The organism is Myroides phaeus (assembly GCF_900099675.1).
GTDB classification, from domain to species: Bacteria; Bacteroidota; Bacteroidia; order Flavobacteriales; family Flavobacteriaceae; genus Flavobacterium; species Flavobacterium phaeum.
This window is the reverse complement of the sequence record NZ_FNDQ01000011.1, coordinates 82,742-106,580: the sequence shown is the minus strand read 5'-3', so window position 1 is coordinate 106,580 and position 23,839 is coordinate 82,742. Positions and strand designations below refer to the sequence as shown.

The following is a 23,839-nucleotide window of genomic DNA, read 5'->3' as shown; positions in this document are numbered from 1 at the left end:
TCGCATTAATTTAAATGGAATGAGCCCGGTAGAATACCGAGCTCATTATATTAAAAAGATTGCATAACTTCGTCCAACTTTTTGGGGTCAGTCCACATCCGATAGTCCTTTTGTATATATTTTTTAAGTTTCGCTTAGATGAAACTAATAAACAAGTTTAATATTAACGCGTTTAAAATGTCGATAAAAAACGCCCCCACCATTGGAATGATTAAAAACGCTTTATATGATGGTCCGAAACGATTTGTAACAGCTTGAATATTGGCAACTGCAGTAGAAGTAGCACCAAGTCCAAATCCACAATGTCCGGCACTTAAAATGATTGCATCATAATCTTTCCCCATTACTCTATACGTTACGTTTGCTGCAAACAACCACATTAAGATAACTTGTACAATTAAGATAACTAAAACAGGAAGAGCTAAATCAACAATTAACCAAAGTTTTAAAGACATTAATGCGCAAGCTAAGAAGATTGAAAGTCCAACGTTCCCTAAAATATCAACAGGTTCATTATTTATTTTAACTTTTAAAGCGTTGCTTAAAACGTTTCTAATGATTACACCTACAAACAAACACCACACAAACGTTGGTAGTTTAAAAGAGTACTGTGCATTCCAATCAGCTAATACTTGTCCAAGCACCAAACAAACAGAAAGCATTGTTACCGTAATCATAATTGACTTATAAGTTACTTTTTCTGCAGGGAAAGCTTCGTCAGACATCTCGTGAGTCTCTTCTCTAAATTCAATTTCCTCAGGGCTTAGTTCAGTATAGTTTTTCTTCTTTAACAAACGATGTGCTAAAGGACCTCCAATTGTACCACCAAAAATTAAACCGAAAGTAGCACAAGCTAATCCAATTTCTTTTGCTCCCAGTAGTGGGTTTCCGCTTGCCATAAAGTCGTTAGCCCAAGCACCAGCAGTACCGTGTCCACCTGTAAGTGTAATAGAACCGGCAATTAATCCAAATCGAAGGTCGATATTCATTAATTTGGCCATCAGTACACCAAGAGAGTTTTGACATAAAATGAAAAGAGCTGCAATAACTAAGAATATAACAAGGGCTTTACCTCCTTTGATCAATTTAGAAAAGTCAGCATTAAGACCAATCGAAGAGAAAAAGATGTACATCATACTATTTTGAAGACCTTCGTGAAAAGTAAACTCTTTGTTAAGAAAGGCAAATGCGCCCCAACTTAATAAAGCTACGAGAAATCCCCCAACTACAGGTTCTGGAATGTTATATTTTTTGAAGAAATTAATTTTTTGAACCAAAAAACGACCTAATAAGAGCACTAAACAGGCTAACATAAGCGTTTCGTATATTCCGAATTCCATATAACGATAAGTTTTTTTGTAAATAATTAAGTGAAGAAAATAAATTCTTTGATAGGCAAATATAACTAATCAAGATTGTAAAATAATAGAAAATGATGTATAATTACCATAAAATTAAAAAATTAGTATTTATTTTCACGTTCTCTTATTAAAAAGAACTTCAGGCTTTAGAATACATATATTATACCAAATTGAAAGAAATATAAAAATCTTTTTTTAGATACGGTTGAAATAACTATTTTTGCGCATGCAACACAATGTACTTATTTTAGATTTTGGATCGCAATACACTCAGTTGATTGCGCGAAGAGTTCGTGAGTTAAATATATTCTGCGAAATCTTACCTTTTAATGATTTACCACAGGACTTATCAGCTTACAAAGCAGTAATTTTATCAGGAAGTCCTTATTCAGTTCGCTCGGAAGAAGCGTTACACCCTGACTTGTCTAATATTAAAGGAAAAATGCCTTTATTAGCTGTGTGTTATGGTGCGCAATATCTTGCTCATTTCTATGGAGGAGAGGTTGCACCATCTAATACAAGAGAATATGGTAGAGCGAATTTAGATTTTATAGCTGAAGACGCATTCCTTAAAGACATTCCTCAAAACAGTCAAGTGTGGATGAGCCACAGTGATACTATTAAAACTTTACCGACAAATGCTGTTCTTTTAGCAAGTACAAAAGACGTTACTAACGCTGCGTACAAAGTTGAAGGAGAGCAAACGTATGCAATTCAATTCCACCCAGAGGTTTATCACTCAACAGATGGAACAACATTGTTGAAAAACTTTTTAGTAGATATCGCAGGAGTAAAACAAGATTTTACACCTAACGCTTTCGTAGAAGAGACAATTGAAGATTTGAGAAATAAAATCGGAGATGAGAAAGTAGTTTTAGCACTTTCTGGGGGAGTAGATTCTACTGTAGCTGCTGTGTTATTACACAAAGCTATCGGTGAAAACTTACACTGTATCTTCGTAAACAATGGTTTATTACGTAAAAACGAGTTCCAAAATGTATTAAATCAATACAACGGAATGGGATTAAACGTAAAAGGAGTTGATGCTACTGACCTTTTTATGACTGCTTTAGCAGGATTAGAAGATCCAGAGCAAAAACGTAAAGCTATTGGTAAAGCGTTTATCGATGTTTTTGACGCAGAGTCAAAATTAATTGAAGATGCTACTTTCTTAGGACAAGGAACTATTTACCCAGACGTTATTGAGTCTATTTCTGTAAAAGGACCTTCTGCTACTATTAAATCTCACCACAATGTGGGAGGATTACCTGACTTTATGAAGTTGAAAATAGTAGAGCCTTTACGTATGCTTTTCAAAGATGAGGTACGTAGAGTAGGAGCTTCTTTAGGAATTGATCCTGAATTGTTAGGAAGACACCCTTTCCCAGGGCCTGGATTAGCAATTAGAATTTTAGGAGATATTACACAAGAGAAAGTTCGCTTATTACAAGAAGTTGATGCTATTTTCGTAGAAGGATTAAAAGAGCACGGATTGTACAACCAAGTGTGGCAAGCTGGAGCTATTTTATTACCTGTAAATAGTGTTGGTGTAATGGGAGACGAGAGAACGTATGAAAAAGTTGTAGCACTTAGAGCGGTTGCTTCTACAGATGGTATGACTGCTGATTGGGTTCACTTACCTTATGAGTTCTTAATGGAAATTTCTAATAAAATTATTAACCGAGTAAAAGGTGTAAATAGAGTGGTTTACGACATTAGTTCAAAACCACCTGCAACAATTGAGTGGGAATAATTTAAATATTTGAATAAGTCGCTGTAACTTTGTTGCAGCGACTTATCGTTTTTTATAAATTCATATTGCTACATGAAAAAGAAATTATTTATAGCCTTAGCGGCGTTTGTTTTTACTACTACTGCATCTTTTGGTCAACAGGGGTCTTTTGTTCAATACAGAGTGAATAAGGGAGATACTGTTAGTAAAATTGCAAGAGAGAATCAGATTCCTGTGTCTGAAATCTTGAAATATAATCCAGATGCTAAGAGTGGTATAAATGAGAATAGCTTTTTATTAATCCCCACCAAAGAATTTTTAGAAAAGGAGAATAATAAGAGTTCAAATCCACTGAAAAAAGAAACGGTTAAACAAGCTGTGTCTTCTGCTTCTGCAGATACGCATATGGTTCAACCTAAAGAAACGCTTTATAGTATTAGTAAAAAATACGGCGTGTCAGTTACTGATTTATACAGTTGGAACCCATCTTTAAAAGATGGTGGTTTAAAATCAGGAAGTACAATTTATATTGCAGCTGCGGATACTTCTAAAAAACAAATTTTTGAAAGTAAAGAGGTAGTTGTGTCAAATCAACAACCAAAACGCATTCCTGCTAAGTTACCGTCGTCTGCGGCTGATACTATTAAAGATATTAATAATATCTATTTTAAGACAATTGACGTAGAGCCACAAGCTACTTTGTATAGTTTGGCGGTGATTAATAATACTACTGTGCAACGATTATTGGAGTTAAATCCAGAATTGAAAGACGGTTTAAAGAGTGGTCAAAAGATAAAGGTTCCTGCTTATGGATATAAAGCAGGTGAAAAGGTTGTAGAGCTTACTGCTGGTAAAGCTAAGCCTGCGCCAAGTAATACAACAACAATTACGGTAGAACCTAAACAGACATTATATAGTATTAGCAAACAATATGGTGTTTCTATTACTGATTTAGTTAAACAAAACCCAGAGTTAAATCAAGGATTGCGCAGTGGAATGGAATTGATTATTCCTACTGATGGGGCTCCTGCTGTTAAAAAGGAAGAGTCAAAGGTAGATTTTGATATTCCACAAGCAAGTGTTAGTACTGGTGGATATGTTGATTTTTCAACTTCTGTGGTTCGTTCAAATAGAAAAGAAATAGCTTTATTGTTGCCTTTTAATGCCAATAAAGCGGGTATGGATATAGATACACGATTACAGTCGGATGGTTTCTTAAACCTAACACTGGATTTCTATACAGGTGCTTTAATGGCAATTGACTATGCTAAGAATTTAGGTTTACCATTAACTGTTAATGTGTATGATTCTAATGAAACAAAGAATAGTTCTTCTGTAAAGAATATATTTAACACAGAGAACTTTGACGATACAGATGTAATTATAGGACCTTTCTTTAAAGCGAATGTTGATGAGGCTGTAAAAGTGTTGCCGAATGATAAAGTGGTTTTAATCTCTCCTTTGTCAAATGAAAAAGCGACACCGTCTAATCGCTTAGTGCAAACAATGCCTTATAGTGATGTATTGAAAAGTCAGTTATTAGATCATTTTATAAGAAGTGGCGCTAAGATAACTGTGGTTGTAGATGATAAAAAAACATCGACAAAGCAGTTTATGCAAAGACATTATCCTAATGTAAAAGTAATTAGTACAACTTTGATTAAGGATATTGATAAAACATTAGTCTCAGGTCAAAATAATGTATTTATATTAGATTCTAATAGTATTGCGTCAGCTTTATTATTAACGGATAAATTAAAAAACAAAGTACGCGATTTCAATATTCAAGTAGCGTCGTTTGATAAGAATGATATATTTGATTACAGTGAAATTAAAATACAAACATTAGTAGATTTAAAATACACTTTCCCTTCTGTTACAAGAGATAGTGAAGAGTCTAAAATGGAATCAGAATTTGCTAAAGAGTATAAGGATAAATATAATGTGCACCCTAATAGATTTGCTACACGAGGGTATGACGTTACTTTAGATGTTATTTTGAGAATGTTCCAAAAAGATGGTTTCTTAAAAACAGCAGGACAAAAAACACAAGAAGTAGAAAATCGCTTTATCTATAGTAGAAATCCTGAAGGAACAATTAGAAATACAGGTGTTTACTTAATGCAGTATAGTGATGATCTAACAGTGAAAGTATTGTAATATGCTTGGTGATCAAAAGTATTTAATAGAGTTAGCTCACGCAAAAATGCCCTTTGGAAAATACGAAGGAAAGTATTTAATAGATTTACCGGAGTATTATGTGGTTTGGTATCACAACAAAGGATTTCCAAAAGGAAAGTTGGGAGAGCAGTTAGCTTTGGTTTATGAGTTGAAATTAAACGGATTAGAACCAATGATAAGAAATATTCGCAATAACTTTAAGTAAAATGTTATTAGTATAAAAAGAGAAAGATAAGTTGTTTATAATGACTTATCTTTTTTTTTATATGTTTTTTCCGTTAAATCTTAGTGATGTGACGGTTGTAACAGAAAAATAACAAAAATTGTAAAAAAAACAGAATAGCTTGTTTTTTAGCATTAGAAGTAAAAATTCTATAATTTGATTAATTCAAATTGTCAAAATGATAAAAAAGGACAATATTATTTGCTTTGTGTCAATTATCACAAGGCTCTAAGCAGGGTCAGAACGAATGTGAAAAATGCGAATAACAATAATATGTTGTAAATTTGTAGAGTAAATTCGATTGATTATGATGAATATTCCTACTTCTAATCGTCCACGTGTTGTTATCATCGGTGGAGGATTTGGAGGGTTAGCTTTAGCAAAAAAGCTTAAGAATAAAAACTTCCAAGTTGTGTTGTTAGATAAGCACAACTACCATACTTTCCAACCATTGTTATACCAAGTAGCAACAGGAGGGTTAGAGTCTGGGTCTATTGCGTACCCAATTCGTAAAGTAGTACAAGGTTTTGAAGAGATATACTTTCGTTTAGCGAATGTGCAACGTATTGATACAGTCAATAAAAAAGTAGTAGCTGATATTGGTACTATTTTCTATGACTATGTTGTAATTGCTACAGGGTCTAAAACAAACTTCTTTGGAAACGAAGCAATTAAGACGAATAGTATGGCGATGAAGACAATTCCTCAGTCGTTAAACATTCGTAGTTTAGTATTAGAAAACTTTGAGTCTGCATTATTGACTACAGAAGATACAGAGCAACGTGCATTGATGAACTTCGTTATTGTTGGAGCTGGACCTACAGGAGTAGAGTTAGCAGGAGCTTTAGCTGAAATGAAAAAGCAAGTATTGCCTAAAGATTATCCAGACTTAGATTTAAGTAAAATGGAAATCAACGTTATCCAAGGAGCAGGTAAGGTGTTAGACGCAATGTCTGATAATTCTTCTAAAAAAGCACAAGAGTTTTTAGAGAAATTAGGAGTAAATGTTTGGTTAAACGAGATTGTAACAGACTACGATGGAAAAGTTGTAACTACTAAATCTGGTAAGACATTTACAGCTGAAACTGTAATTTGGACGGCAGGAGTTATGGGAGCTGTGGTAGATGGATTTGACTCTACTGTAATTCAAAGAGGTAACAGAATTAAAGTAAATGAGTATAACCAAGTAGAAGGTTTTACTGATATTTTTGCTATTGGTGACGTTGCAACAATGATGACAGAAAAAACGCCAATGGGTCACCCAATGATGGCACAACCAGCAATTCAGCAAGGGCAATTATTAGCAAACAACTTAAGTAACCTTAGAGATGGTAAACCATTGAAAGCTTTCGTTTACAATGATAAAGGATCAATGGCTACAATCGGACGAAACAAGGCAGTTGTAGATTTACCTAAGTTTAAGTTTAGTGGATTTTTCGCTTGGTTTGTATGGATGTTTGTTCACCTAATGTCATTAATTGGATTTAGAAACAAATTAGTTGTTTTCTGGAACTGGTTATATAACTATTTAATGTTTGACAGACAAGCGCGTTTAATCGTTAGACCATTTAAACGTAAAACAGAGGAGAGCTTCAAAGATCATAATGAAGATTAACTACTCATATAAAACATATATTTTATCGTAATTAATTAATAAGTCAACAAACTTATTATAAGAATGAATACCCTCTTTTTGGTTGTTTATTTTTAAAAAGTTACTGTAAAAAAGTTTAAAAAATGAATCAGTGATATTCTTGTAAGAATTCCAAAATATAGTATTCTCGTTTATATTTTCCATTACACCTGTATTGAGCATACTAAGGAGTTCTTCAAGTTCATCTGGTTCATTTTTTGCAATATTAGATAGGCAGTATCTCAAAGCAAAGATATTTGCCCCATATCTATACACTTCATTCGGGTGATGGTATGCTGCCATAAACCCAACAAAATTAGCATCACTTTCTTTTGCATATCCCAATTGATGAGAAACTTCGTGAGAAGCTGTAACAATCATTGTTGTTTTGGGTATTAAATAATTTACTTGAGCCTCATTAGTAAACGGATTGATGTATCCTGAAAACCCCATATATGTAAGGGGGATACTAAATAGTGACTTCTTGATAGAAGAAGGAATATTGTCAAAGTGGAAAGTTGATGTAATCTGTTTTAAGCCAATTTTTGCATCTCCCAGTATCTCTTCTGTTGCAAACGGGTTATTAACTGCTTTAAGACTGTCATTTGTCAAAGACAACTGAATTGTGTTTGTTTCTTTAATAATGCGTTTAGTAAGCGTTATAAGCTCTACGTTGTCATATCCTTGTGCTATTTTAAGTTGCGAATGCAAAGAAGGTCTGAAATTGTTTAATCCCCACCCTAATGTAAACAGAATGTAAAATCCAATAGAGAATTTAATAGTTCCAACTGCAATTGTTTTTACCCTTATTTTCCATTCTTTCTTACGTCTAAATACGATTATAAGACTCTTTATAATTTGAAGAATTGCGATGAGGTAGAGTATATCGCCAATAGAAAAAGGTATCCAATGCGTTATAGAGTCCCACATAGTACTATAATATTTATAAAATCCGTTTGTGTAATAAGATTCTATAGTATATGGGGATAACGTAATGCTTTTAAAACCAATAAGGAATAAGCCTAAACAAAGTAACCAATAACGCAATTTCATAAGGAGTATAATTTCACTAAACTTTTAATTAGAATAGATAAAAATAGATATATTTGTATCAAATTCTAATACGATGAGTAAAGTTAAGAAAGGAGAGAGAACAATCTTCGTTTGTGACGGAAAAAAATGTTGTAGATATAATGATGAAGCAAAAAGTTGCTTCAAAGAGTTATTGGAGGAAAATGGTATGAGTGATAATTACAGCATTTGTAAGATGAAATGCCAGGGGATGTGTAAAAGTGCTCCTGTGGTATATTTATCAGCTCACGATAAGTATAAGAAAGAAGTAACTAAAAAGAAAGCGAATAAGATATTTGAGAAATATATTAGTGCTTAAAGCTTTTTAATTACTTTTTTTCAAGTATGTTAGCTTAAATTTAAAATCAATAGATATGCATAGAGTAGTTTGTTTAACACTGTTTTTTTTTGTTAGTATATTGAGCCAAGCACAATCAATTTATTCTGAAGTGTTTTTAAAGAATTTAGCTAATCACTGTGGGAAGTCGTATAAAGGACAAATAATAAGTAATCCAATTCCGAAAGATTTTAAAGATAAAGAATTGATAATGACTGTGATGTTATGTGAGGAGGGATTAATTAAAGTGCCTTTTTTTGTTGGGGATGATTTATCTCGTACGTGGGTTTTTACTTTAAAAGACGATGGTTTAGAATTAAAGCATGATCATAGAAAAGCGAATGGAATGCCTGATGAGGTCACTATGTATGGAGGAACAGCTACAAATCACGGATTAGTTGATACACAGTTTTTTCCTGCTGACCAATATACTGCTAATTTAATTCCGAGCATTGCTGGTAATGTATGGTGGGTAACACTTTCAGATACAGAATTTAGCTATAATTTAAAGCGCGTTGATAGTGAAGGCGCTTTTAAGGTTGTTTTTGACCTAACTACTCCTATAGAATCGAATAAAATACCTTGGTAAAATTGTGAAATAAGAAAGCTTATTTTTAAAGTAATTTTTGAGAATATGACAGTAGAAGAACTAAATAGTTTAAAGAAACCAGTATTATTACAGTTTTATGCAGATTGGTGTGGTCCCTGTAGAATACTTAAAGATACAATGGTGAAATTAGAGCCTGAAATACTAAATTTAAATGTTGAGGTTGAAAAAGTAAACATTGATCTCAATAGGGAGTTGGTAGAAGAGTTTTTTATTCGTTCAGTACCAACACTCGTTTTGCTAAATGCTGAAGGAGACATTATATGGAGAGAAGGAGGTTTACCTTCTCCACAGAAAATATTACGAGAAGTTTTACAAGGAATTTAAAATAAAAAAGGCGCTAATAGACTAGCCCTAAAAAGTTGTACGGAGGTATGCAATCTTTTTAATATAATGAGCTCGATATTCTACCAAGCTCATTCCATTTAAATTAATGCGAAGTCGCTCGTTATTATAATATTTGATATACTCTTTTATTTCATTGGTTAAATCCAATATAGAATTATATTTTTTTAAATAAAATAACATTGACTTCAAAACTCCAAAGAAATTTTCGATTATAGCATTATCCAGACAGTTTCCTTTTTTAGACATAGTTTTACATTGAATTCTATTACATTAGTAGCCCACTTTTTATGAGGCTCTGTAGCTTTAAAATTTTGTTGAAGTATATTCTCTGCTGCTTTACCAACATCTCCTTTAAAAGATTTGTATTTCTTAGCTCGAATTATACTTTTAAGATTTAATTCCTCCATTATCTCAGCGATAGTTTTAAAGTTTACAGGTATTCGTAACTCTTTTCTAAGAGATAATGTAATACGTCTATATCCGTCATTGAACTTTTGATTCCAGGAATAGCGCTTTTCTTTGTCATTGAGGTAATTGTTTTTTTTTTCTTTAAATGTACACCCCGATTGTCTTCTAAACCTTTAAATCCTTTGCTTTTAAATTTTCTTATCCATTGGAATAAGACAGAAGGATTTAAGATTCTATATCTAACACAGGTATCTGTCAAAGATAAATCACTATTTTGATGTTCCTGAATAATATGAATTTTTTCTTCTATAGTGAATTTGTTTTTGGAGATTCCATGTAATCCTTGTTCTCCATAAACTTCATATAGTTTAAGCCAAAAATAAAGGTTAAACTCACTGATTTTTTCTGATCGAGAAAGTCCCCTCATACTGTCTTTACCTTCCAAAATAATAGTTACTATACGTAACTTAAATTCAAAATTGTATTTCTGTTTTCTACTCATAAAAAATGCTCCAAAAAGTGTCTAGCTTTTTGGGGCAAGACTATAATCCTTTTTTTATTTTAAAATTTAAATATGTTTGTTCTTTTTTGTGTGATTTTTGTTTCAAATCATATTTTTTTATTAAAAATATGATTATAAATTCCTTATATTTGTTAAAATTAATTTATAAAAGCTATCTTGTTTAAGAAAAGACAGTTTTGCTATAAATTACTTTTAAAAGGAAAAATAGGATTGTTTCAATAATTAAGCTTTACACCTTACTAAACTGTATACAATGGTGGTATTGATGCCTGGTTATTGAGATATTAATAAAAAGGATTATGAAAAGTAGTATTGAGGTTATTAAAAAATTAAAGGAATTATTAGAAATAAAAACAGATTTCCAATTAGCTAAGTTATTAGATGTTAAACCAAATACAGTGTCATCGTGGAAGTCACGAGAATCTCTGCATTTTGAAAAGATTATCACTTTATGTGAAATGAATAAGATTGACTTGAATACTCTTTTTTTAGAAGGATCGGAAGATATTAATGGTTTTAATCTTAGTAAGAGAAAGGTTAAAATGATATCTGTTGAACACCATTTTGAATACTGTTTAGATGCGAAAAAAGCATTAGCTGTTTGTCCTACATTCATATTTCCAACAGAAGAAGAAATTGATACAGCATTTCAGATATCAAGTGAGAATATGTATCCTACAATTAAAGTAACTTCTTATGTTTTAAGTGAGAAAATTAGTTTACAAGACTTAAAACCTTGGAATGTATATGTATTAGTTTTAAAAGATAAAGGAATTGTTTGTTATAGGTTTAAACGCAAGACTGATACAAATGAATTGTTTTTTATAAGTGATAATGAAAATTACGAGAATTTGATTGTACCAGAGAATCAGGTAAAAGAAGTATTTTACGTTCGTGGGGCATTTATCGGTAATAATAAAAATATGAGTTAATAAAATTTTAATTTTAATCAAAAAAGATTTTCCTTGTTTTAAAGAAAGTCTTTTTTTTTGATTAATTCCCAAGACAAATGATTACATTTAGTGAAACATTTTTGACTTATGCAATACTACCAACTTTATGACGCTTTAAAAGAGTTATATTCAACAGAGCAAGACTACGTGGAAAGTTCTGAATTAGGAATAGAGATTTTTAATTACGATTTTTTATCTCAAAAAGGTAAAAAAGTATTGTATGGTTCTGATGATCTGAGTTGTGGTAAACATCATATAGACTACCAAGAAGAAGTAACTAAAGGCGAAATAGAAGATCATTTGTTGGGATGTCCTGATTTTAATATAAAACAGAATGAACGATTTAAAGTATCTGTCATAAAAACTCAGGATGTTATTTCTGCTACTGGTGTCATCGTAATGTTTCACGGGTTAAATGAGAAAAAGTGGGATAAGTATTTACCTTGGGCGTATGAGTTAGCTAAGCAAACAGGAAAGGCGATTGTTCTATTTCCGATTAGCTTCCACATGGATAGAACTCCAGCAGAGTGGTCTGATCGTAAACTGATGTTTGGTATTGCACAGAAAAGAGCAGAAGACTGGAAGACTAATTCGGATACAAGTTATGTGAATGCGGCTATATCAACGAGAATGGAAGATAATCCTTTACGTCTTTTTTGGTCTGGTTTACAAACTTACTATGATTTTATTCAGTGGGTAGAGGAAGTAAAAAAGGGAACCTATCCAACTATTGATAAGAATGCTACTATCGACTTGTTTGGTTACTCTATTGGTTCGTTTTTATCGCTAATCATCTTAATGGCCAATCCAAAGGGACTCTTAGACTCTTCTAAGTTGTTGTGTTATTGTGGGGGAATGACAATAGATCGTATGGCTCCTATATCAAAGTATATTATGGATGCAAGAGCAACGATTATGATGCAGAAGACATTTGCACAATTACTGACAACTTCTTTTGTATCTGAACCAAGATTAGAGCATTATCAAGATATATTACAACATCCAGAGGAGAGTTGGTTTAGAACAATGTTGCGCTATTACCATTATCAAGAAAACAGAGAAAAACGCTTTAAAGAACTTGAAGGACGTATAAAGTCTATAAACTTGATGAAAGACGATATTGCTCCACCCGTAGAGGCATTGAATACGCTTCAAGGGGCATATCGCACTATAAATATTGAAGTAGATGTAATTGACTATCCGTTCAATTATAGTCATATGATTCCGTTTCCTTTAACTGTGAAGAATGCGGATGAGGTAACGGAGGCATTTAATTTAACAATGGATAAAATGGTCTCTTTTTACAAAAAATAAAATAAAAAACAGAAAAGGCGAACTATATGTTCGCCTTTTCTGTTTTTATAGTCTTACAAGAAGATTTACTTACTTTTTAGCTGGCTTAGCCAAGTAATCAAAGAAGTAATTAGCAATCTTCGTATTCAAATGAACTCTGTCTATTCCAGATACATTGTGTTCGTGAGAGGGGTATAAAAAGAAGTCAACTTGCTTTTGTCCTTTAATAGCTGCTTCAATAAAGTCCATTGTGTGTTGTTGAACAACAACTGGGTCTTGAGCACCGTGTATTAACAATAACTTATTGTCTATTTTATTCGCTTTATTAATCAAGCTTGTTTTCTCATATCCTTCCGGATTTTCTTGAGGCATGTCCATGTATCGTTCACCGTACATAATTTCATAGTACTTCCAATCCATTACAGGACCACCAGCAACACCTACTTTGAATATCTCAGGGTGGTTAATAGAAAGCGTAGTAGTCATAAATCCACCAAAGCTCCATCCGTATACACCAATTTTATCTTGGTCAACAAAAGAAAGGGACTTTAGATAATCAACCCCTTTTAGTTGATCAGCCATTTCATTTTGTCCTAACTGTCTGTGAATTACTTGTTCAAAATCACGTCCTCTGTTGAAACTACCTCTGTTGTCCACTGTAAACACTACATAACCATTTTGTGCCATATAATGGAAGAACAAGTTAGCACCTCCTAACCATGAGTTAGTTACTAACTGTGCGTGTGGTCCTCCATAAACGTACACCATTACAGGGTACTTCTTAGACGCATCAAAATTAGTTGGGTAGATGATACGTGCATTCAGATCCGTTTTATTGTCAGCCGCCTTAATAGTTACCAATTCCATCTTCGGCATAGTAATAACCCCATCATACGGATTTTTAGAAACTAACAAAGTATCCTCTTTTTTGTTGTCTATATTAACAACAGCAACCTTATTAGGTGTATCAATGTTATTAAACTGATCGATGAATAAGGTCTTGTTTTTGTTCAGTACAACGTTATGTGTTCCCGAAAGCGTAGTAATTTGCTCTGTTTTACCCTTTTTAAGATTTACTTTAAACAATTGTCTATCCAATCCCTTATTAGTAACTCCAGTGTAGAATGCATTTTTACCATCTTCATCAAAACCTAAAAACTCAGAAACAATCACATTCTCGTGTCCTAATTTCTTTTCAAGTTTTCCTTCTGTATTGTATAAGTACATTTGTCTGTATCCTTCATTTTCAGAGAAATGAATAAAAGTCTTATTGTTACCTGGTGTAAACACTAAACCTTGAGATGGTTCAACATAAACACTTGACTTCTCTTCAAACAATGTTTTCTCAAAAGCACCTGTTGCCGCATTGTATTGGTTTACTTTTAAATGGTTTTGCTGACGGTTTAACACCCCAACATACACATAGTTTCCTGATGGATCCCACGTAACCATAGTTAAGAATTGATCTTCAAAACCTGTTTGTAGCGTTACTTTTTCCTGCGTTAAGACATCATACACAACTAAAGAAACCCTTTCATTGCTCATACCCGCCATAGGGTACTTAATATTTTTGTTTTCAGCCACGCGACCTCCCCATTGTACAAGAGGATAATCAGTAACTAAACTTTGGTCTTTGCGGTAATATAGCAATTGGTCTTGTTTAGGACTCCACCACATTCCTTTGTTAATTCCAAACTCATTGCGGTGAGTATCACTACTACCATTAACAATATCGTGTGTAGGATCATTGGTAACCTCAATATCAGTTCCATTGTGAGAAGTGATTACAATGTTGTTATCCTTTAACCACGCTAAATAATTGCCGTTGCGAGAAGTAATCTCTTGCTCAGCATCTGCACTATATTTAAAGCTATTCGTTACCTTTTGTTCTTTAATATTAACTTGAATAGCATATTTAGCTTTGCGCTCTTTATCAACTTGCGTAAAGCTAATTTCATTATTGTTTAACCATTGTAGATCATAAGGCAACATACGCAAAGCAAACGATGCATTCTTGATATTCTTATTTAAAATTGTCTCAAGTTCTTTTGCAGTAAGAATAGTCTGGTTTTCCCATTTATTCTCTTTGCTTTTGATCAATAAGCTATCTCTATTAGTAGTAACGATAGAAAAAGCATTGTCACTTTTCCATTTCGGTTGAAGTATTTTTTCAGGAGAAAACTTAAAGTATTGTCCATTAGTTGCTTCCGTAATAGTAAGGTCGCGTTGTGCAAACATTACGTTTCCTGCTAATAATAGAAATAATAATGATTTATTTTTCATGTTGATTTACGAGTTTATATTGTCGCTAATTTAAACTAATTCCGTGCTGAGCACAATTTTTATGCAAGCAAATTAGCTTTCTTTTCTTTTTAACTATAAAATCGTCTTAATATAAGCTATGTGATATTTGTAAAAAAGTATATTCTTAATACCTTTATTACAATAATTAATGTGTAATATAAATAAACAAAGCATATATGAGTAATTCTTTGCAAAAAGTAGCCTATATAACAGGAGGAACAAAAGGAATTGGAAAAGGGATCGCCGAAGCACTATTACAGAACAATTATAAAGTAGCTATTTCAGGACGTGAACTAAATGTAGTACAAGAGGTTGCAAAACAATTAGGTAAATCAGATCAGGTCATTGCTATTCAGTCAGACGTAAGAAACTACCAAGAGGAAGAAAAAGCAATTCAGACAATAGTAGAACAGTTTGGACGAGTAGATGTAGTAATTGCAAACGCTGGATTGGGGATATTTGCTTCTATTGAAGACTTGTCTTTAGAAGATTGGAATGCGATGATAGATACAAATCTAACAGGGGTATTTCACACGCTAAAAGCAAGCATCAAACAGCTAAAAGAACACAAAGGGTACTTTATCAGCGTAGCCAGTTTAGCCGGGATTAACTTTTTTGCAAGTGGCTCAGGATACAATGCAAGTAAGTTTGGTGTAGTTGGTTTCTCACAAGCCGCTATGTTAGATTTGAGAAATGCAGATGTTAAGGTTACAACAATTTTACCTGGGTCTGTAACAAGTAATTTCAATAACCACGAACCATCAGAAGCAGATGCGTGGAAAATTCAACCAGAGGATATAGGCGAATTAGTAGTGGATATCTTAAAGATGAATCCTCGTGTATTACCGAGTAAAATTGAAGTACGTCCATTAAAAACAAGTAAGTAGTTTTCTTTAGATTACATCGTTTCCAATAAGAGAGAATTATACGATAAGTAAAGTAAGCTGAACAATAGTCGTTTATTAATTATAAAAATAAAGTTATGAGTGCAGATTTAGGTAAATTTATTCTTCGTTTAGGAGTAGGAGGCTTAATGATATTTCACGGGATATTTAAGCTTATCCACGGACATGATTTTATCATCAATCAATTATCGGCAAATGGTTTGCCCAAATGGTTGTGGTTAGGCGTTCCGGTAGGAGAGATTGTAGCACCTTTATTTTTGATTGTTGGCTTTGCCACACGTGTTTCAGGTGCTATCATAGCTTTTACGATGTTTATGACATTTTTTTTAGTTAAAGGAATGGCCGGCTTTAGTATTGACCCAAATACAGGAGGCTTAAATGCAGAATTGAATATACTGTATTTAATGAGTGCCTTAGCGATTACTTTTATTGGTCCGGGTAGTTATAGACTATACAAAGGGAAAAGTAGTATATTGTTATAAACCAGTTTTACATCCAATAAAAAGGTATTAGCAAATAGGTTTACTTTAAAAGCAACATTATCCTATAAAAAAACAAACCTCATCCTATGGTTGAGGTTTGTTTTTTTTTGCCTTTTGGCGAAGTACATATAAATATAAACTTTCCGTCTTTTCTCTTGCCCAAGGGGTTTTTCTTAAAAACTTCAAAGAAGAGTTTATACTTGGATCGTGTGTAAAACAGCGAATATTGATTTGGTTTCCCAAACCTTCAAAGCCTTCGTAATATTCTACTAATTCTTCTAATATATCAACAAGCTTTTTGCCGTGTAATGGGTCTTTTGAAGTCTGCATTTTATTCTATTTTCAACAAAGATACAGTTATTCAATAAAATGTATCAAACAATAAAATGTATTTACTCTGATAAAACGGGAAAACTATTCTTTATGAGATTGAGTAAGATTTTTAGCTTAAATACAATATGATAAAGAGATATTGAGTAATACTTAATGAAAAATTGACGATTGTAATTGTAATGTGCTAAATCTATATTTCAATAAGCATTTATATGGGAGGTTTTGTTCTCAATATGTGTTTTTTTATATTAAAATGTGGCTTAAATAATGTATTTTAGTATAAATGTTTTTATATAGTTAGTTTGATTCAATTACTGTTCTTATAATTTTTTCAAAATTATAAGAAATAGCATTGTAATTAAGTGCTAAGAAAATGAGGACAATTGCAAGAAAATAGATAGCTAATTTAAAATGTTGTGCTGTGGGGATAAAGCACCAATTTAATATGGAAAAGAAGTTTTTAATAACCTCAATTACAAGTGTTCTATTACTTGGAGGAACGATTTATGGTCAAAATGATTTAAGCAATTTTAAGTTGCGAAATACTGGGTTAATGAGTGTAGCTCCTAATACCATAGTATCTACAGGCTTTGATTTCATTAATGAAGAAAAATCGACTGTTAGAACAGATGGTATAATCTATTTTTTTAAAGACTTTACGAATAAGGGAGTCTTTGATTTTAGTTCTAAGGTTAAAACATCTACAGTATATTTCCTTTCAAAAGACTCTGCTACAAAGGCTAAAGTACTGCAAGGAGATGAGGTTTCATATTTCTATAATGTTGTGTTTGACAATCCAAATTACGGAATTGATTTAAAAAACAATATAGAGGTTTTTGGTGTAGCAGATTTTAAAGAAGGAATAATTAAAGTTGACTCTACATTTAATGATAAGAAAAAACTATCATATGGTATGGTTACGTTTAACAGTGGAGCTACACATAAAAATGCAAGTGATAAAAGTTATGTAGAAGGAGAAGTAGAGAAAGTAGGAAACGAATCATTTGTGTACCCAATTGGCGATAAAAAAATGTATCGTCGAGCTACTATTTCTGCACCGAAGCAGCTTAAAGATGTAATTAAGAGCAAATATACTGCTCGTGATAAGAAATTCTTTGAAAAGCATACAGCTGTTTCAGGGGTAATAGACAAAATAAATACTGCCGAATATTGGGAATTAAGAACCACTAAAAAAGGAGCAAATAGAGTAGTTCTCACCTTGAGTTGGGATGAGCGTATTACACCAGCGGATTTATTAAACAATCCTGAGAAAAATCTTCACATCGTTCGCTGGGATACAGAGCAAAAAATGTGGATTGATGAAGGAGGAGTGGTTGATATGGAAAAGAAAGAAGTATCTACTTTAGCAGAAATTAGTGGTTTTGGATATTTTACCTTGGCAAATGTAAAAGATGTTTTGTTAGATGGAGATGTTGTTATTTATAATCTGGTAACACCAAATGGAGATGATATGAATGACTATTTCATCATTGATAATATCAATAAATATCCCAATAACAAGGTGCAGATATATGACCGTTGGGGAGTATTAGTTTATGAAACGACTAACTATGACCCGAAAGGTGATGGTAGTGAGAATGTTTTTAATGGGTATTCTGAAGGAAGAGTTACATATAACAAGAATAAGAAACTACCAACAGGAACTTATTACTACATTGTTATTTATGAGTACAAGGATAAAAATGGTAGTCGTATGATTAAAAAAGCGGCTAACTTACACTTAGATACGAATTAGTGAAGTTATAATGATAAAGGAGCTGTCTCATATTAGGAGACAGCTTTTTTTATTATTGCTATTGATATATCGTAGCCAAAGTAAGTGTAGTACACTACTTATTTTGTAAAGCTTTTATGCGATATTTAGTAGGACCATCTACCAGATTCCTACCACATTAGTACCACACTACTTCGGATTTAAGCCTTTTTCTCGAACATGTGTGGTAGAAATGTGGTAGAAGTGTGGAACATGGTACGTATAAGACCTGTATTTACTTGGATTAAGAGTGCTTGATTTACTTGTGAAAAACTAATTACTATTATTTGTTCTTTCTCATTTCTAAAGGACGTCTTCCTGTAAATTCACAAAAAGCATTGCTAAAAGCACCAACCGTATTATATCCAACATCATTGGCTATTTCACTAACTGAGTGTTCTGTTTTTAATAAAAGTTCTATTGCCTTTAAAATGCGCAGTGCTTTTAGATATTGGAGGAAAGAAATCTGTAGTTCTGCTTGAAATAGACGAGAGACAGAGCGTTCACTCAAATTAAAGTGATTGCTAATATCTGATAACGTCAACGGCAGTCCAAAGTTTACATCTAAGTAATCTGTTATTTTAACCATTCGTTCATTATCACTAAAAGGCAATTGCAATTGCATATTCTTACTGATAAAAGTTGGTAGTATATTCTTCAAAGCTTGTAAGAAAGCAAAGTTATACGTTTGTTCATCTACCATTTGCTCGTGCCAACATTGCGTATAAGCAATCATTTCAACTACTAAATCAGAAGCGGCGTATATCCCCAGTTCATTATAGAACGGATTTTTATCATCGTCATCTGTATAGAAGTAGATAGAGTGAAGTACGGTAGCGGAATGACTAAGGCGCAATACGTGGGGTACCCCTTTAGGAATCCAGAAAAAGTAGTGAGCAGGAACAACGTGTGTTACATTGTCCACAATTAAATACGTGATGCCTCCTTCTACATAAGTAAGCTGCCCTTTTTGATGTTGATGTAAAGGGTATCGCTTCTCTGATTTCTCATGTTTGATATAAACACCGTTGGGGACAGTATCGATTAAATCGAGGGAATCAATAATCTTCATTTGAGTTTTGTTTGTTTCTGATGCAAAAGTATACAATGATTTTGTCTGGTTTCAATAAAAAATTGACTATTTAAGAAACACAACATATTGCGTCTGCATTATACTTTTGTGCGGTTAAAAATAATTTATGAAATCCGATAGTTTCTACCTCTTTGCATTGCTCGCAAGTGGCATTATCACTGGCTACAGCCAAAATAAAAATCCGTCAGACATTGATAGAGATACCTTAAAAATAACCTTAAAAGAGGTTTGGCAACAAACGGATGTTCGCAGTAAAAAAGCCTTAATACACCAGAAGGAAATAGAAATACGCCAAGAGAACACAAAAGACGCAAAAATGGAGCGTTACCCCGTATTTAACGCTTTTGGTCGTGTAGAAAAGGCAAGTAATATTCCCGTGTATACAAATGGTATTTTTCACAAACCAGAACAGCACGATGTCATACACACCTTGTACAACAGTGGGGTTTCGATGTACCTCAACTTATACAACGGTAATAAACAGAATCTGGAGATAGAAGAACGAAAGACGCTGGAAGACAAAGCGATTATTACAGCAGAACAATCTCAGTCAGAGGTTCGCTTAGAAGCAGCTAAAAGTTACCTTGCTCTTGCCAAGGTGATGAGGTTTAAAGAGGTAATGATAGCCGATATCGCAGACCAAAAGAAACAGCTTGGTCAGATGGAAAACCTATACAAGAATGGTGTAGTGCTAAAAAGCGATGTACTTCGTGCTTCAATGGAAATATCTAAAAGAGAAATGACCTTGGTTCAGATTGAAAATGATATTCTAATCGAAAACCAGAAACTCGTACTGCTTATGGGAATAAGCGACTCAGATTTCATTAAACCTCAAGATATATATGCTGAAGTTGCTCCTGTAGAATCGTACGAGGAGGCTTTAGAAATAGCAGAAGAACACGCTCACAAACACTTGCTGTCTGAAGAAGACTTAGCCTTAAGTGAGATAGAGCTTAAAAAGGTAAAAGCAAACACCAAACCAAGTATTGGGTTAATAGGGAACTTTACGATGGCTAATCCACAAATCTTCCTTTATCCTTATAATCCAAGTTGGTATAGTTTAGGAACAATAGGAGTGCAAATATCCTTTCCGATTTCTTCACTTTACCACAACGTTCATAAAAAGCGCAGCCATGTGTTAGAACATCACAAAGAAGAAATACAACACTTACACGTACAAGACCAAATTAAACAAGAGGTGCAAGAGGCTTATCTACGCTACCAAGAATCACTTGTGCAAATTCAAGTGTGTACCAAGAATCAAGAAGAAGCATTTGAAAGTGCTCGAATTATAAAAAACACATATTTTAATAGTACATCTCTATACATCGACTTACTCGATGCAGATGTTCAATATTTACAAACACAATTTGAACTTGAAGCTGCAAAGTTAGACAGCATTTACAAATATTATTCTCTACAATTAGCTAAAGGCTTACTATAATGGACATTAAAACTCGCATCAAAATTACAGACCGTTTTATTACACGTATTACGCGTTATATCGCATCGATAATCATTATCGTTGGTTGTATTTGGGGAATTCACACGCTTTGGATTTATTGGAAGTATGAACAAACAAACGATGCTCAGGTGCAGGAATATATCAATCCGGTTATTGCCAGAGTCGGTGGTTATTTGACAGAAGTACGCTTTGAAGAAAATCAAATGGTCAATAAAGGAGATACACTATTGTTAGTAGATAACAGAGAGTATATCTATGACCAAGCACAAACAAGAGCTGAGATAGAAAAACAATACGCACAGATTAAAGAGCTTGATGCTCGTCAATATACTTTATCGCAAACTGCCGCTGCGGCTGAGAGTCAAATTCAAGGACGCGAATCTAAGTTTCACCAACAAGAATTAGACTATAAACGCTATAAGAAGTTATATGATGTAGAATCTGCTACAGCACAACAGTTAGAAGAAAAACAAGCTCAGCTAACCATAGATAAGAGTAATTGGGAAAGTAGCATAGAAAGTGCACGTGCCGCTACAGCAGGGCTTGCTGATATAGAAGCACAAAAGAGAGTGCTTGAAAAGGAAATTAGCCGATTAGAGCAACTTGAAAAGCATAAGAACCTAAATGTAGATTATACAGTAGTTACTGCGCCATATCGCGGTAGAATGGGAAAACGAAGTATAGATTTAGGACAAATGATTACACCCGGACAAGTATTGACTTATATTGTGAATGATGAAACACCGAAATGGATTGTTGCTAACTTTAAGGAAACACAAATACGCAACATTCAAACAGGCGATGAGGTAGATGTTGTAGTAGATGCTTATCCAGACACAGAGTTTAAAGGCCGCGTTATTTCTATCGCACCCGCTACAGGTTCAAGTTTTTCTTTACTACCACCAGATAATGCAACAGGAAACTTTGTAAAGATTGTACAACGTATTCCTGTTCGTATAGAAGTAACATCACCTGCAGATTCTGAAGAACTACTAAAAGCTGGTATGAATGTAAATGTTTACATCGCCAAAAAACAAGCTCATGCAAAATAGTGAAGTTCCAAAGTTATTTGCAGATTGGGTACCAGAATGGATGATTCGCATTATTCTGTTTGTACTGCTAATGCCAAGTATTGTATTATTCTTTTTGCCTGCTGCAAATCCAGTTGCAGCGGCAGGTTTTTTTGGATGCGACGTTAGAGATATTCAGTTTTCTGTATCTCTTCTTTATGCAGGATTTGTTTCGTTTTACAGCCTTGAACGTCGCTTCTTTACCTATTTAGCTACAAAAGAATATTTTATCATATTTAATATATTACAACTTTTAGGGTGTGTAGCACTGTACAATACGCAGGCGTTGTGTATTATTTATCCCGTGCGTTTTTTACAAGGAATGCTCTTTGCAAGTACGGTGAACTTGAGTATTTCTACAATGTATATGCGCCTTGAAAGTTCAAAAGCCAGAGAGATTACCTTTTCGTGTTTCTATGGTATTCTAATTTGTGCAACCCCCGTAAATCAATTGATAACAGCTGATTTTATTGACCAGTACGACTATTCGTTTCTGTTTAAAATGGCAGCTTTATCTTTTGTGCCCGGGTTGTTCTTAGTTTTGATGAGTATGCAGTATGTGCGCCTAAGTAGAAAGCTTCCGCTGTCTAATTTAGACTGGGAAAGTTTTGTGCTCTATGCCGTAGCAGTTGTTCTATTTGGATATATCACAATCTACGGGCAACAATACTATTGGTTTGAAGATGCTGATATACGTTGGGCAGGATTAGGAATACTTTTAGCAATGTTGTTTTTTGTTATCCGTCAAAAGCATTTAAAAAGACCTTATATCAATTGGACAGTGTTGAAATATAGAAACTTTAAAGTAGGGTTGTTCTTGCTTTTTATTCTTTACATCTGTCGTTTTGCCTCAGGAATATCAAATGTACACTTTACAACCTCTTTGCGATTAGACCCCATACACTTATCATATCTAAATATCTTTAATCTGATAGGGTTGGTAGCTGGAGTAACGCTTGCGTGTGTGTGGCTTATCAAACGCTTACAAATGCGTTTGATATGGAGTTTAGGCTTTCTGTTCTTATTCATCTTTCACTTTGGGATGTATTTGCAATTTGCACCAACGGCCAATCCAGACTCATATTTTATGTTATTGTTCTGTCAAGGGTTTGGCGTAGGGCTGTTAATGGTTCCGACAATTATTTATTGTGTAGCCTCAGTGCCAATTGAATTAGGAGGATCTGCTGCCGCTGTTTGTTTAGCAATTCGCTATTTAGGCTATACCAGCAGTACAGCTTTGATGAATTACTACAACTTGTATAGTTCCAATCAACATAAAAATAGATTTTTAGATTATATGAACTTTTCAAATCCAATTTTGCAAAGTAAGTTATCTCAGAATGCAGCAAAACTTCAAGGACGAGGTTTGCTAAATACACCAGCAGAAAAAGCAAGTGAAAAAATGCTTATGCTTGATTTAAATAAACAGATTCAATTGCGTTATGCAATGGACTATTATGAAGTAATGTGCTGGTTATTATTGGTGATTTTACTATTAGTAATATTCACCCCATACCTAAGTAAAACTTGGGTGTACTTAAGATCGAAAACACTTTCGCCATTTTAAATTTTCTCTTTTAAAAGCACGTAGGTTAGATACGCTAAGTATCTAATTTATGTGCTTTGTTTTTTATGCGTCATTATCAAGTAAAAAATAATAAAAAGATTAGGTTGTATTGACTATGTTGTAAAAAGTTAATAATTATCATTAAAAAAATTCGTTTTAGTAAACATCAAGACGTT

At 33.4% G+C, this 23,839-nt stretch carries 23 protein-coding genes; 15 read left to right on the top strand and 8 right to left on the bottom strand.

Features of this window, described 5'->3' with window-relative positions:
* Positions 1–134: 134 nt before the first annotated feature.
* On the bottom strand, positions 135–1,340 hold the full coding sequence (gene gltS / locus BLT46_RS07475) for a sodium/glutamate symporter (protein ID WP_090408569.1): 1,206 nt from the start codon (positions 1,338–1,340) through the stop codon (positions 135–137).
* A gap of 247 nt (positions 1,341–1,587) precedes the next feature.
* Here gltS and guaA point away from each other — a divergent pair, with 247 nt between their 5' ends.
* From guaA to BLT46_RS07455, 4 genes are all read left to right on the top strand, one after another.
* On the top strand, positions 1,588–3,114 hold the full coding sequence (guaA, locus tag BLT46_RS07470; RefSeq protein WP_090408566.1) for a glutamine-hydrolyzing GMP synthase: 1,527 nt from the start codon (positions 1,588–1,590) through the stop codon (positions 3,112–3,114).
* A gap of 72 nt (positions 3,115–3,186) precedes the next feature.
* Positions 3,187–5,253 carry a LysM peptidoglycan-binding domain-containing protein gene (locus BLT46_RS07465; protein WP_090408563.1) on the top strand — a complete coding sequence of 689 codons (2,067 nt, stop codon included), beginning with the start codon at positions 3,187–3,189 and terminating at the stop codon, positions 5,251–5,253.
* A gap of 1 nt (position 5,254) precedes the next feature.
* Positions 5,255–5,479, top strand: coding sequence for a DUF3820 family protein (locus tag BLT46_RS07460; protein WP_090408560.1), 225 nt, complete (start codon positions 5,255–5,257; stop codon positions 5,477–5,479).
* A 325-nt stretch (positions 5,480–5,804) separates the two neighbouring features.
* Entirely contained in the window at positions 5,805–7,112 is a 1,308-nt protein-coding gene (locus BLT46_RS07455) for an NAD(P)/FAD-dependent oxidoreductase (RefSeq protein ID WP_090408557.1), read from the top strand.
* On the opposite strand, the gene BLT46_RS07450 is transcribed toward BLT46_RS07455, so the two are convergent.
* Positions 7,113–8,183, bottom strand: coding sequence for a DUF3810 domain-containing protein (locus BLT46_RS07450; protein WP_090408555.1), 1,071 nt, complete (start codon positions 8,181–8,183; stop codon positions 7,113–7,115).
* Positions 8,184–8,256: 73 nt separating this feature from the next.
* Between BLT46_RS07450 and BLT46_RS07445 the strand changes: the two genes are divergently transcribed.
* The 3 genes from BLT46_RS07445 to BLT46_RS07435 are packed head-to-tail and all read left to right on the top strand — an operon-like array spanning position 8,257 to position 9,472.
* The gene (locus BLT46_RS07445) at positions 8,257–8,520 is read left to right on the top strand and encodes a (2Fe-2S) ferredoxin domain-containing protein (RefSeq protein WP_090408553.1); all 264 of its coding nucleotides are present in this window, start codon (positions 8,257–8,259) and stop codon (positions 8,518–8,520) included.
* Between the two features lie 55 nt (positions 8,521–8,575).
* The gene (locus tag BLT46_RS07440; protein ID WP_090408550.1) at positions 8,576–9,127 is read left to right on the top strand and encodes a hypothetical protein; all 552 of its coding nucleotides are present in this window, start codon (positions 8,576–8,578) and stop codon (positions 9,125–9,127) included.
* Between the two features lie 45 nt (positions 9,128–9,172).
* Positions 9,173–9,472, top strand: a complete 300-nt coding sequence (locus BLT46_RS07435) for a thioredoxin family protein (RefSeq protein ID WP_090408547.1) — start codon at positions 9,173–9,175, stop codon at positions 9,470–9,472.
* A 27-nt stretch (positions 9,473–9,499) separates the two neighbouring features.
* Here BLT46_RS07435 and BLT46_RS13330 read toward each other — a convergent pair whose 3' ends face one another.
* The 3 genes from BLT46_RS13330 to BLT46_RS07420 are packed head-to-tail and all read right to left on the bottom strand — an operon-like array spanning position 9,500 to position 10,403.
* Positions 9,500–9,739, bottom strand: coding sequence for an IS3 family transposase (locus tag BLT46_RS13330; RefSeq protein WP_090408543.1), 240 nt, complete (start codon positions 9,737–9,739; stop codon positions 9,500–9,502).
* The gene (locus BLT46_RS13325; protein WP_394332442.1) at positions 9,703–9,933 is read right to left on the bottom strand and encodes a hypothetical protein; all 231 of its coding nucleotides are present in this window, start codon (positions 9,931–9,933) and stop codon (positions 9,703–9,705) included. Before BLT46_RS13325 ends, BLT46_RS13330 begins: the two co-directional genes overlap by 37 nt.
* Entirely contained in the window at positions 9,924–10,403 is a 480-nt protein-coding gene (locus BLT46_RS07420) for a transposase (RefSeq protein WP_090408538.1), read from the bottom strand. Before BLT46_RS07420 ends, BLT46_RS13325 begins: the two co-directional genes overlap by 10 nt.
* A 320-nt stretch (positions 10,404–10,723) precedes the next feature.
* Between BLT46_RS07420 and BLT46_RS07415 the strand changes: the two genes are divergently transcribed.
* Together BLT46_RS07415 and BLT46_RS07410 are read left to right on the top strand one after the other, a co-directional pair.
* Positions 10,724–11,356, top strand: a complete 633-nt coding sequence (locus BLT46_RS07415; protein ID WP_090408535.1) for a helix-turn-helix domain-containing protein — start codon at positions 10,724–10,726, stop codon at positions 11,354–11,356.
* A 108-nt stretch (positions 11,357–11,464) separates the two neighbouring features.
* Entirely contained in the window at positions 11,465–12,691 is a 1,227-nt protein-coding gene (locus tag BLT46_RS07410; RefSeq protein WP_090408532.1) for a DUF6051 family protein, read from the top strand.
* A gap of 69 nt (positions 12,692–12,760) precedes the next feature.
* Here the strand turns inward: BLT46_RS07410 and BLT46_RS07405 are convergent, their stop codons facing one another.
* On the bottom strand, positions 12,761–14,953 hold the full coding sequence (locus BLT46_RS07405; protein WP_090408529.1) for a S9 family peptidase: 2,193 nt from the start codon (positions 14,951–14,953) through the stop codon (positions 12,761–12,763).
* Positions 14,954–15,150: 197 nt separating this feature from the next.
* Here BLT46_RS07405 and BLT46_RS07400 point away from each other — a divergent pair, with 197 nt between their 5' ends.
* Entirely contained in the window at positions 15,151–15,861 is a 711-nt protein-coding gene (locus BLT46_RS07400; protein ID WP_090408526.1) for an SDR family oxidoreductase, read from the top strand.
* Between the two features lie 95 nt (positions 15,862–15,956).
* Positions 15,957–16,361: a DoxX family protein gene (locus BLT46_RS07395; protein WP_090408523.1), complete on the top strand. Its 405-nt coding sequence runs from the start codon at positions 15,957–15,959 to the stop codon at positions 16,359–16,361.
* 84 nt (positions 16,362–16,445) lie between these two features.
* On the opposite strand, the gene BLT46_RS07390 is transcribed toward BLT46_RS07395, so the two are convergent.
* Positions 16,446–16,691, bottom strand: coding sequence for a VF530 family protein (locus BLT46_RS07390; RefSeq protein ID WP_090408520.1), 246 nt, complete (start codon positions 16,689–16,691; stop codon positions 16,446–16,448).
* A 448-nt stretch (positions 16,692–17,139) separates the two neighbouring features.
* Here BLT46_RS07390 and BLT46_RS07385 point away from each other — a divergent pair, with 448 nt between their 5' ends.
* A complete protein-coding gene (locus BLT46_RS07385; protein WP_090408518.1) occupies positions 17,140–18,450 on the top strand; it encodes a T9SS type B sorting domain-containing protein in 1,311 nt (436 codons plus the stop codon).
* A 301-nt stretch (positions 18,451–18,751) separates the two neighbouring features.
* Here BLT46_RS07385 and BLT46_RS07380 read toward each other — a convergent pair whose 3' ends face one another.
* Entirely contained in the window at positions 18,752–19,540 is a 789-nt protein-coding gene (locus BLT46_RS07380) for a helix-turn-helix domain-containing protein (RefSeq protein ID WP_090408515.1), read from the bottom strand.
* 127 nt (positions 19,541–19,667) lie between these two features.
* On the opposite strand from BLT46_RS07380, the gene BLT46_RS07375 reads away from it, so the two are divergent.
* The 3 genes from BLT46_RS07375 to BLT46_RS07365 are packed head-to-tail and all read left to right on the top strand — an operon-like array spanning position 19,668 to position 23,663.
* Positions 19,668–21,005 carry a TolC family protein gene (locus BLT46_RS07375; RefSeq protein WP_090408512.1) on the top strand — a complete coding sequence of 446 codons (1,338 nt, stop codon included), beginning with the start codon at positions 19,668–19,670 and terminating at the stop codon, positions 21,003–21,005.
* Positions 21,005–22,078: an HlyD family secretion protein gene (locus tag BLT46_RS07370; RefSeq protein ID WP_090408508.1), complete on the top strand. Its 1,074-nt coding sequence runs from the start codon at positions 21,005–21,007 to the stop codon at positions 22,076–22,078. Before BLT46_RS07375 ends, BLT46_RS07370 begins: the two co-directional genes overlap by 1 nt.
* A complete protein-coding gene (locus BLT46_RS07365; RefSeq protein ID WP_090408505.1) occupies positions 22,068–23,663 on the top strand; it encodes an efflux MFS transporter permease in 1,596 nt (531 codons plus the stop codon). The genes BLT46_RS07370 and BLT46_RS07365 overlap by 11 nt, the downstream gene beginning before the upstream one ends.
* Positions 23,664–23,839: the final 176 nt, after the last annotated feature.

Excerpts from the sequence above, each read along its gene's own strand:
- BLT46_RS07420 (WP_090408538.1), bottom strand. The coding sequence starts at position 10,403 with ATGAGTAGAAAACAGAAATACAATTTTGAATTTAAGTTACGTATAGTA.
- BLT46_RS13330 (WP_090408543.1), bottom strand. The coding sequence starts at position 9,739 with ATGTCTAAAAAAGGAAACTGTCTGGATAATGCTATAATCGAAAATTTC.
- BLT46_RS07440 (WP_090408550.1), top strand. The coding sequence starts at position 8,576 with ATGCATAGAGTAGTTTGTTTAACACTGTTTTTTTTTGTTAGTATATTG.
- BLT46_RS07375 (WP_090408512.1), top strand. The coding sequence starts at position 19,668 with ATGAAATCCGATAGTTTCTACCTCTTTGCATTGCTCGCAAGTGGCATT.
- BLT46_RS07385 (WP_090408518.1), top strand. The coding sequence starts at position 17,140 with ATGGAAAAGAAGTTTTTAATAACCTCAATTACAAGTGTTCTATTACTT.
- BLT46_RS07395 (WP_090408523.1), top strand. The coding sequence starts at position 15,957 with ATGAGTGCAGATTTAGGTAAATTTATTCTTCGTTTAGGAGTAGGAGGC.
- BLT46_RS07380 (WP_090408515.1), bottom strand. The coding sequence starts at position 19,540 with ATGAAGATTATTGATTCCCTCGATTTAATCGATACTGTCCCCAACGGT.
- BLT46_RS07445 (WP_090408553.1), top strand. The coding sequence starts at position 8,257 with ATGAGTAAAGTTAAGAAAGGAGAGAGAACAATCTTCGTTTGTGACGGA.
- BLT46_RS07410 (WP_090408532.1), top strand. The coding sequence starts at position 11,465 with ATGCAATACTACCAACTTTATGACGCTTTAAAAGAGTTATATTCAACA.
- BLT46_RS07370 (WP_090408508.1), top strand. The coding sequence starts at position 21,005 with ATGGACATTAAAACTCGCATCAAAATTACAGACCGTTTTATTACACGT.
- BLT46_RS07435 (WP_090408547.1), top strand. The coding sequence starts at position 9,173 with ATGACAGTAGAAGAACTAAATAGTTTAAAGAAACCAGTATTATTACAG.
- gltS (WP_090408569.1), bottom strand. The coding sequence starts at position 1,340 with ATGGAATTCGGAATATACGAAACGCTTATGTTAGCCTGTTTAGTGCTC.
- guaA (WP_090408566.1), top strand. The coding sequence starts at position 1,588 with ATGCAACACAATGTACTTATTTTAGATTTTGGATCGCAATACACTCAG.
- BLT46_RS07365 (WP_090408505.1), top strand. The coding sequence starts at position 22,068 with ATGCAAAATAGTGAAGTTCCAAAGTTATTTGCAGATTGGGTACCAGAA.
- BLT46_RS07390 (WP_090408520.1), bottom strand. The coding sequence starts at position 16,691 with ATGCAGACTTCAAAAGACCCATTACACGGCAAAAAGCTTGTTGATATA.
- BLT46_RS07450 (WP_090408555.1), bottom strand. The coding sequence starts at position 8,183 with ATGAAATTGCGTTATTGGTTACTTTGTTTAGGCTTATTCCTTATTGGT.
- BLT46_RS07400 (WP_090408526.1), top strand. The coding sequence starts at position 15,151 with ATGAGTAATTCTTTGCAAAAAGTAGCCTATATAACAGGAGGAACAAAA.
- BLT46_RS07465 (WP_090408563.1), top strand. The coding sequence starts at position 3,187 with ATGAAAAAGAAATTATTTATAGCCTTAGCGGCGTTTGTTTTTACTACT.
- BLT46_RS07455 (WP_090408557.1), top strand. The coding sequence starts at position 5,805 with ATGATGAATATTCCTACTTCTAATCGTCCACGTGTTGTTATCATCGGT.
- BLT46_RS07460 (WP_090408560.1), top strand. The coding sequence starts at position 5,255 with ATGCTTGGTGATCAAAAGTATTTAATAGAGTTAGCTCACGCAAAAATG.
- BLT46_RS07415 (WP_090408535.1), top strand. The coding sequence starts at position 10,724 with ATGAAAAGTAGTATTGAGGTTATTAAAAAATTAAAGGAATTATTAGAA.
- BLT46_RS07405 (WP_090408529.1), bottom strand. The coding sequence starts at position 14,953 with ATGAAAAATAAATCATTATTATTTCTATTATTAGCAGGAAACGTAATG.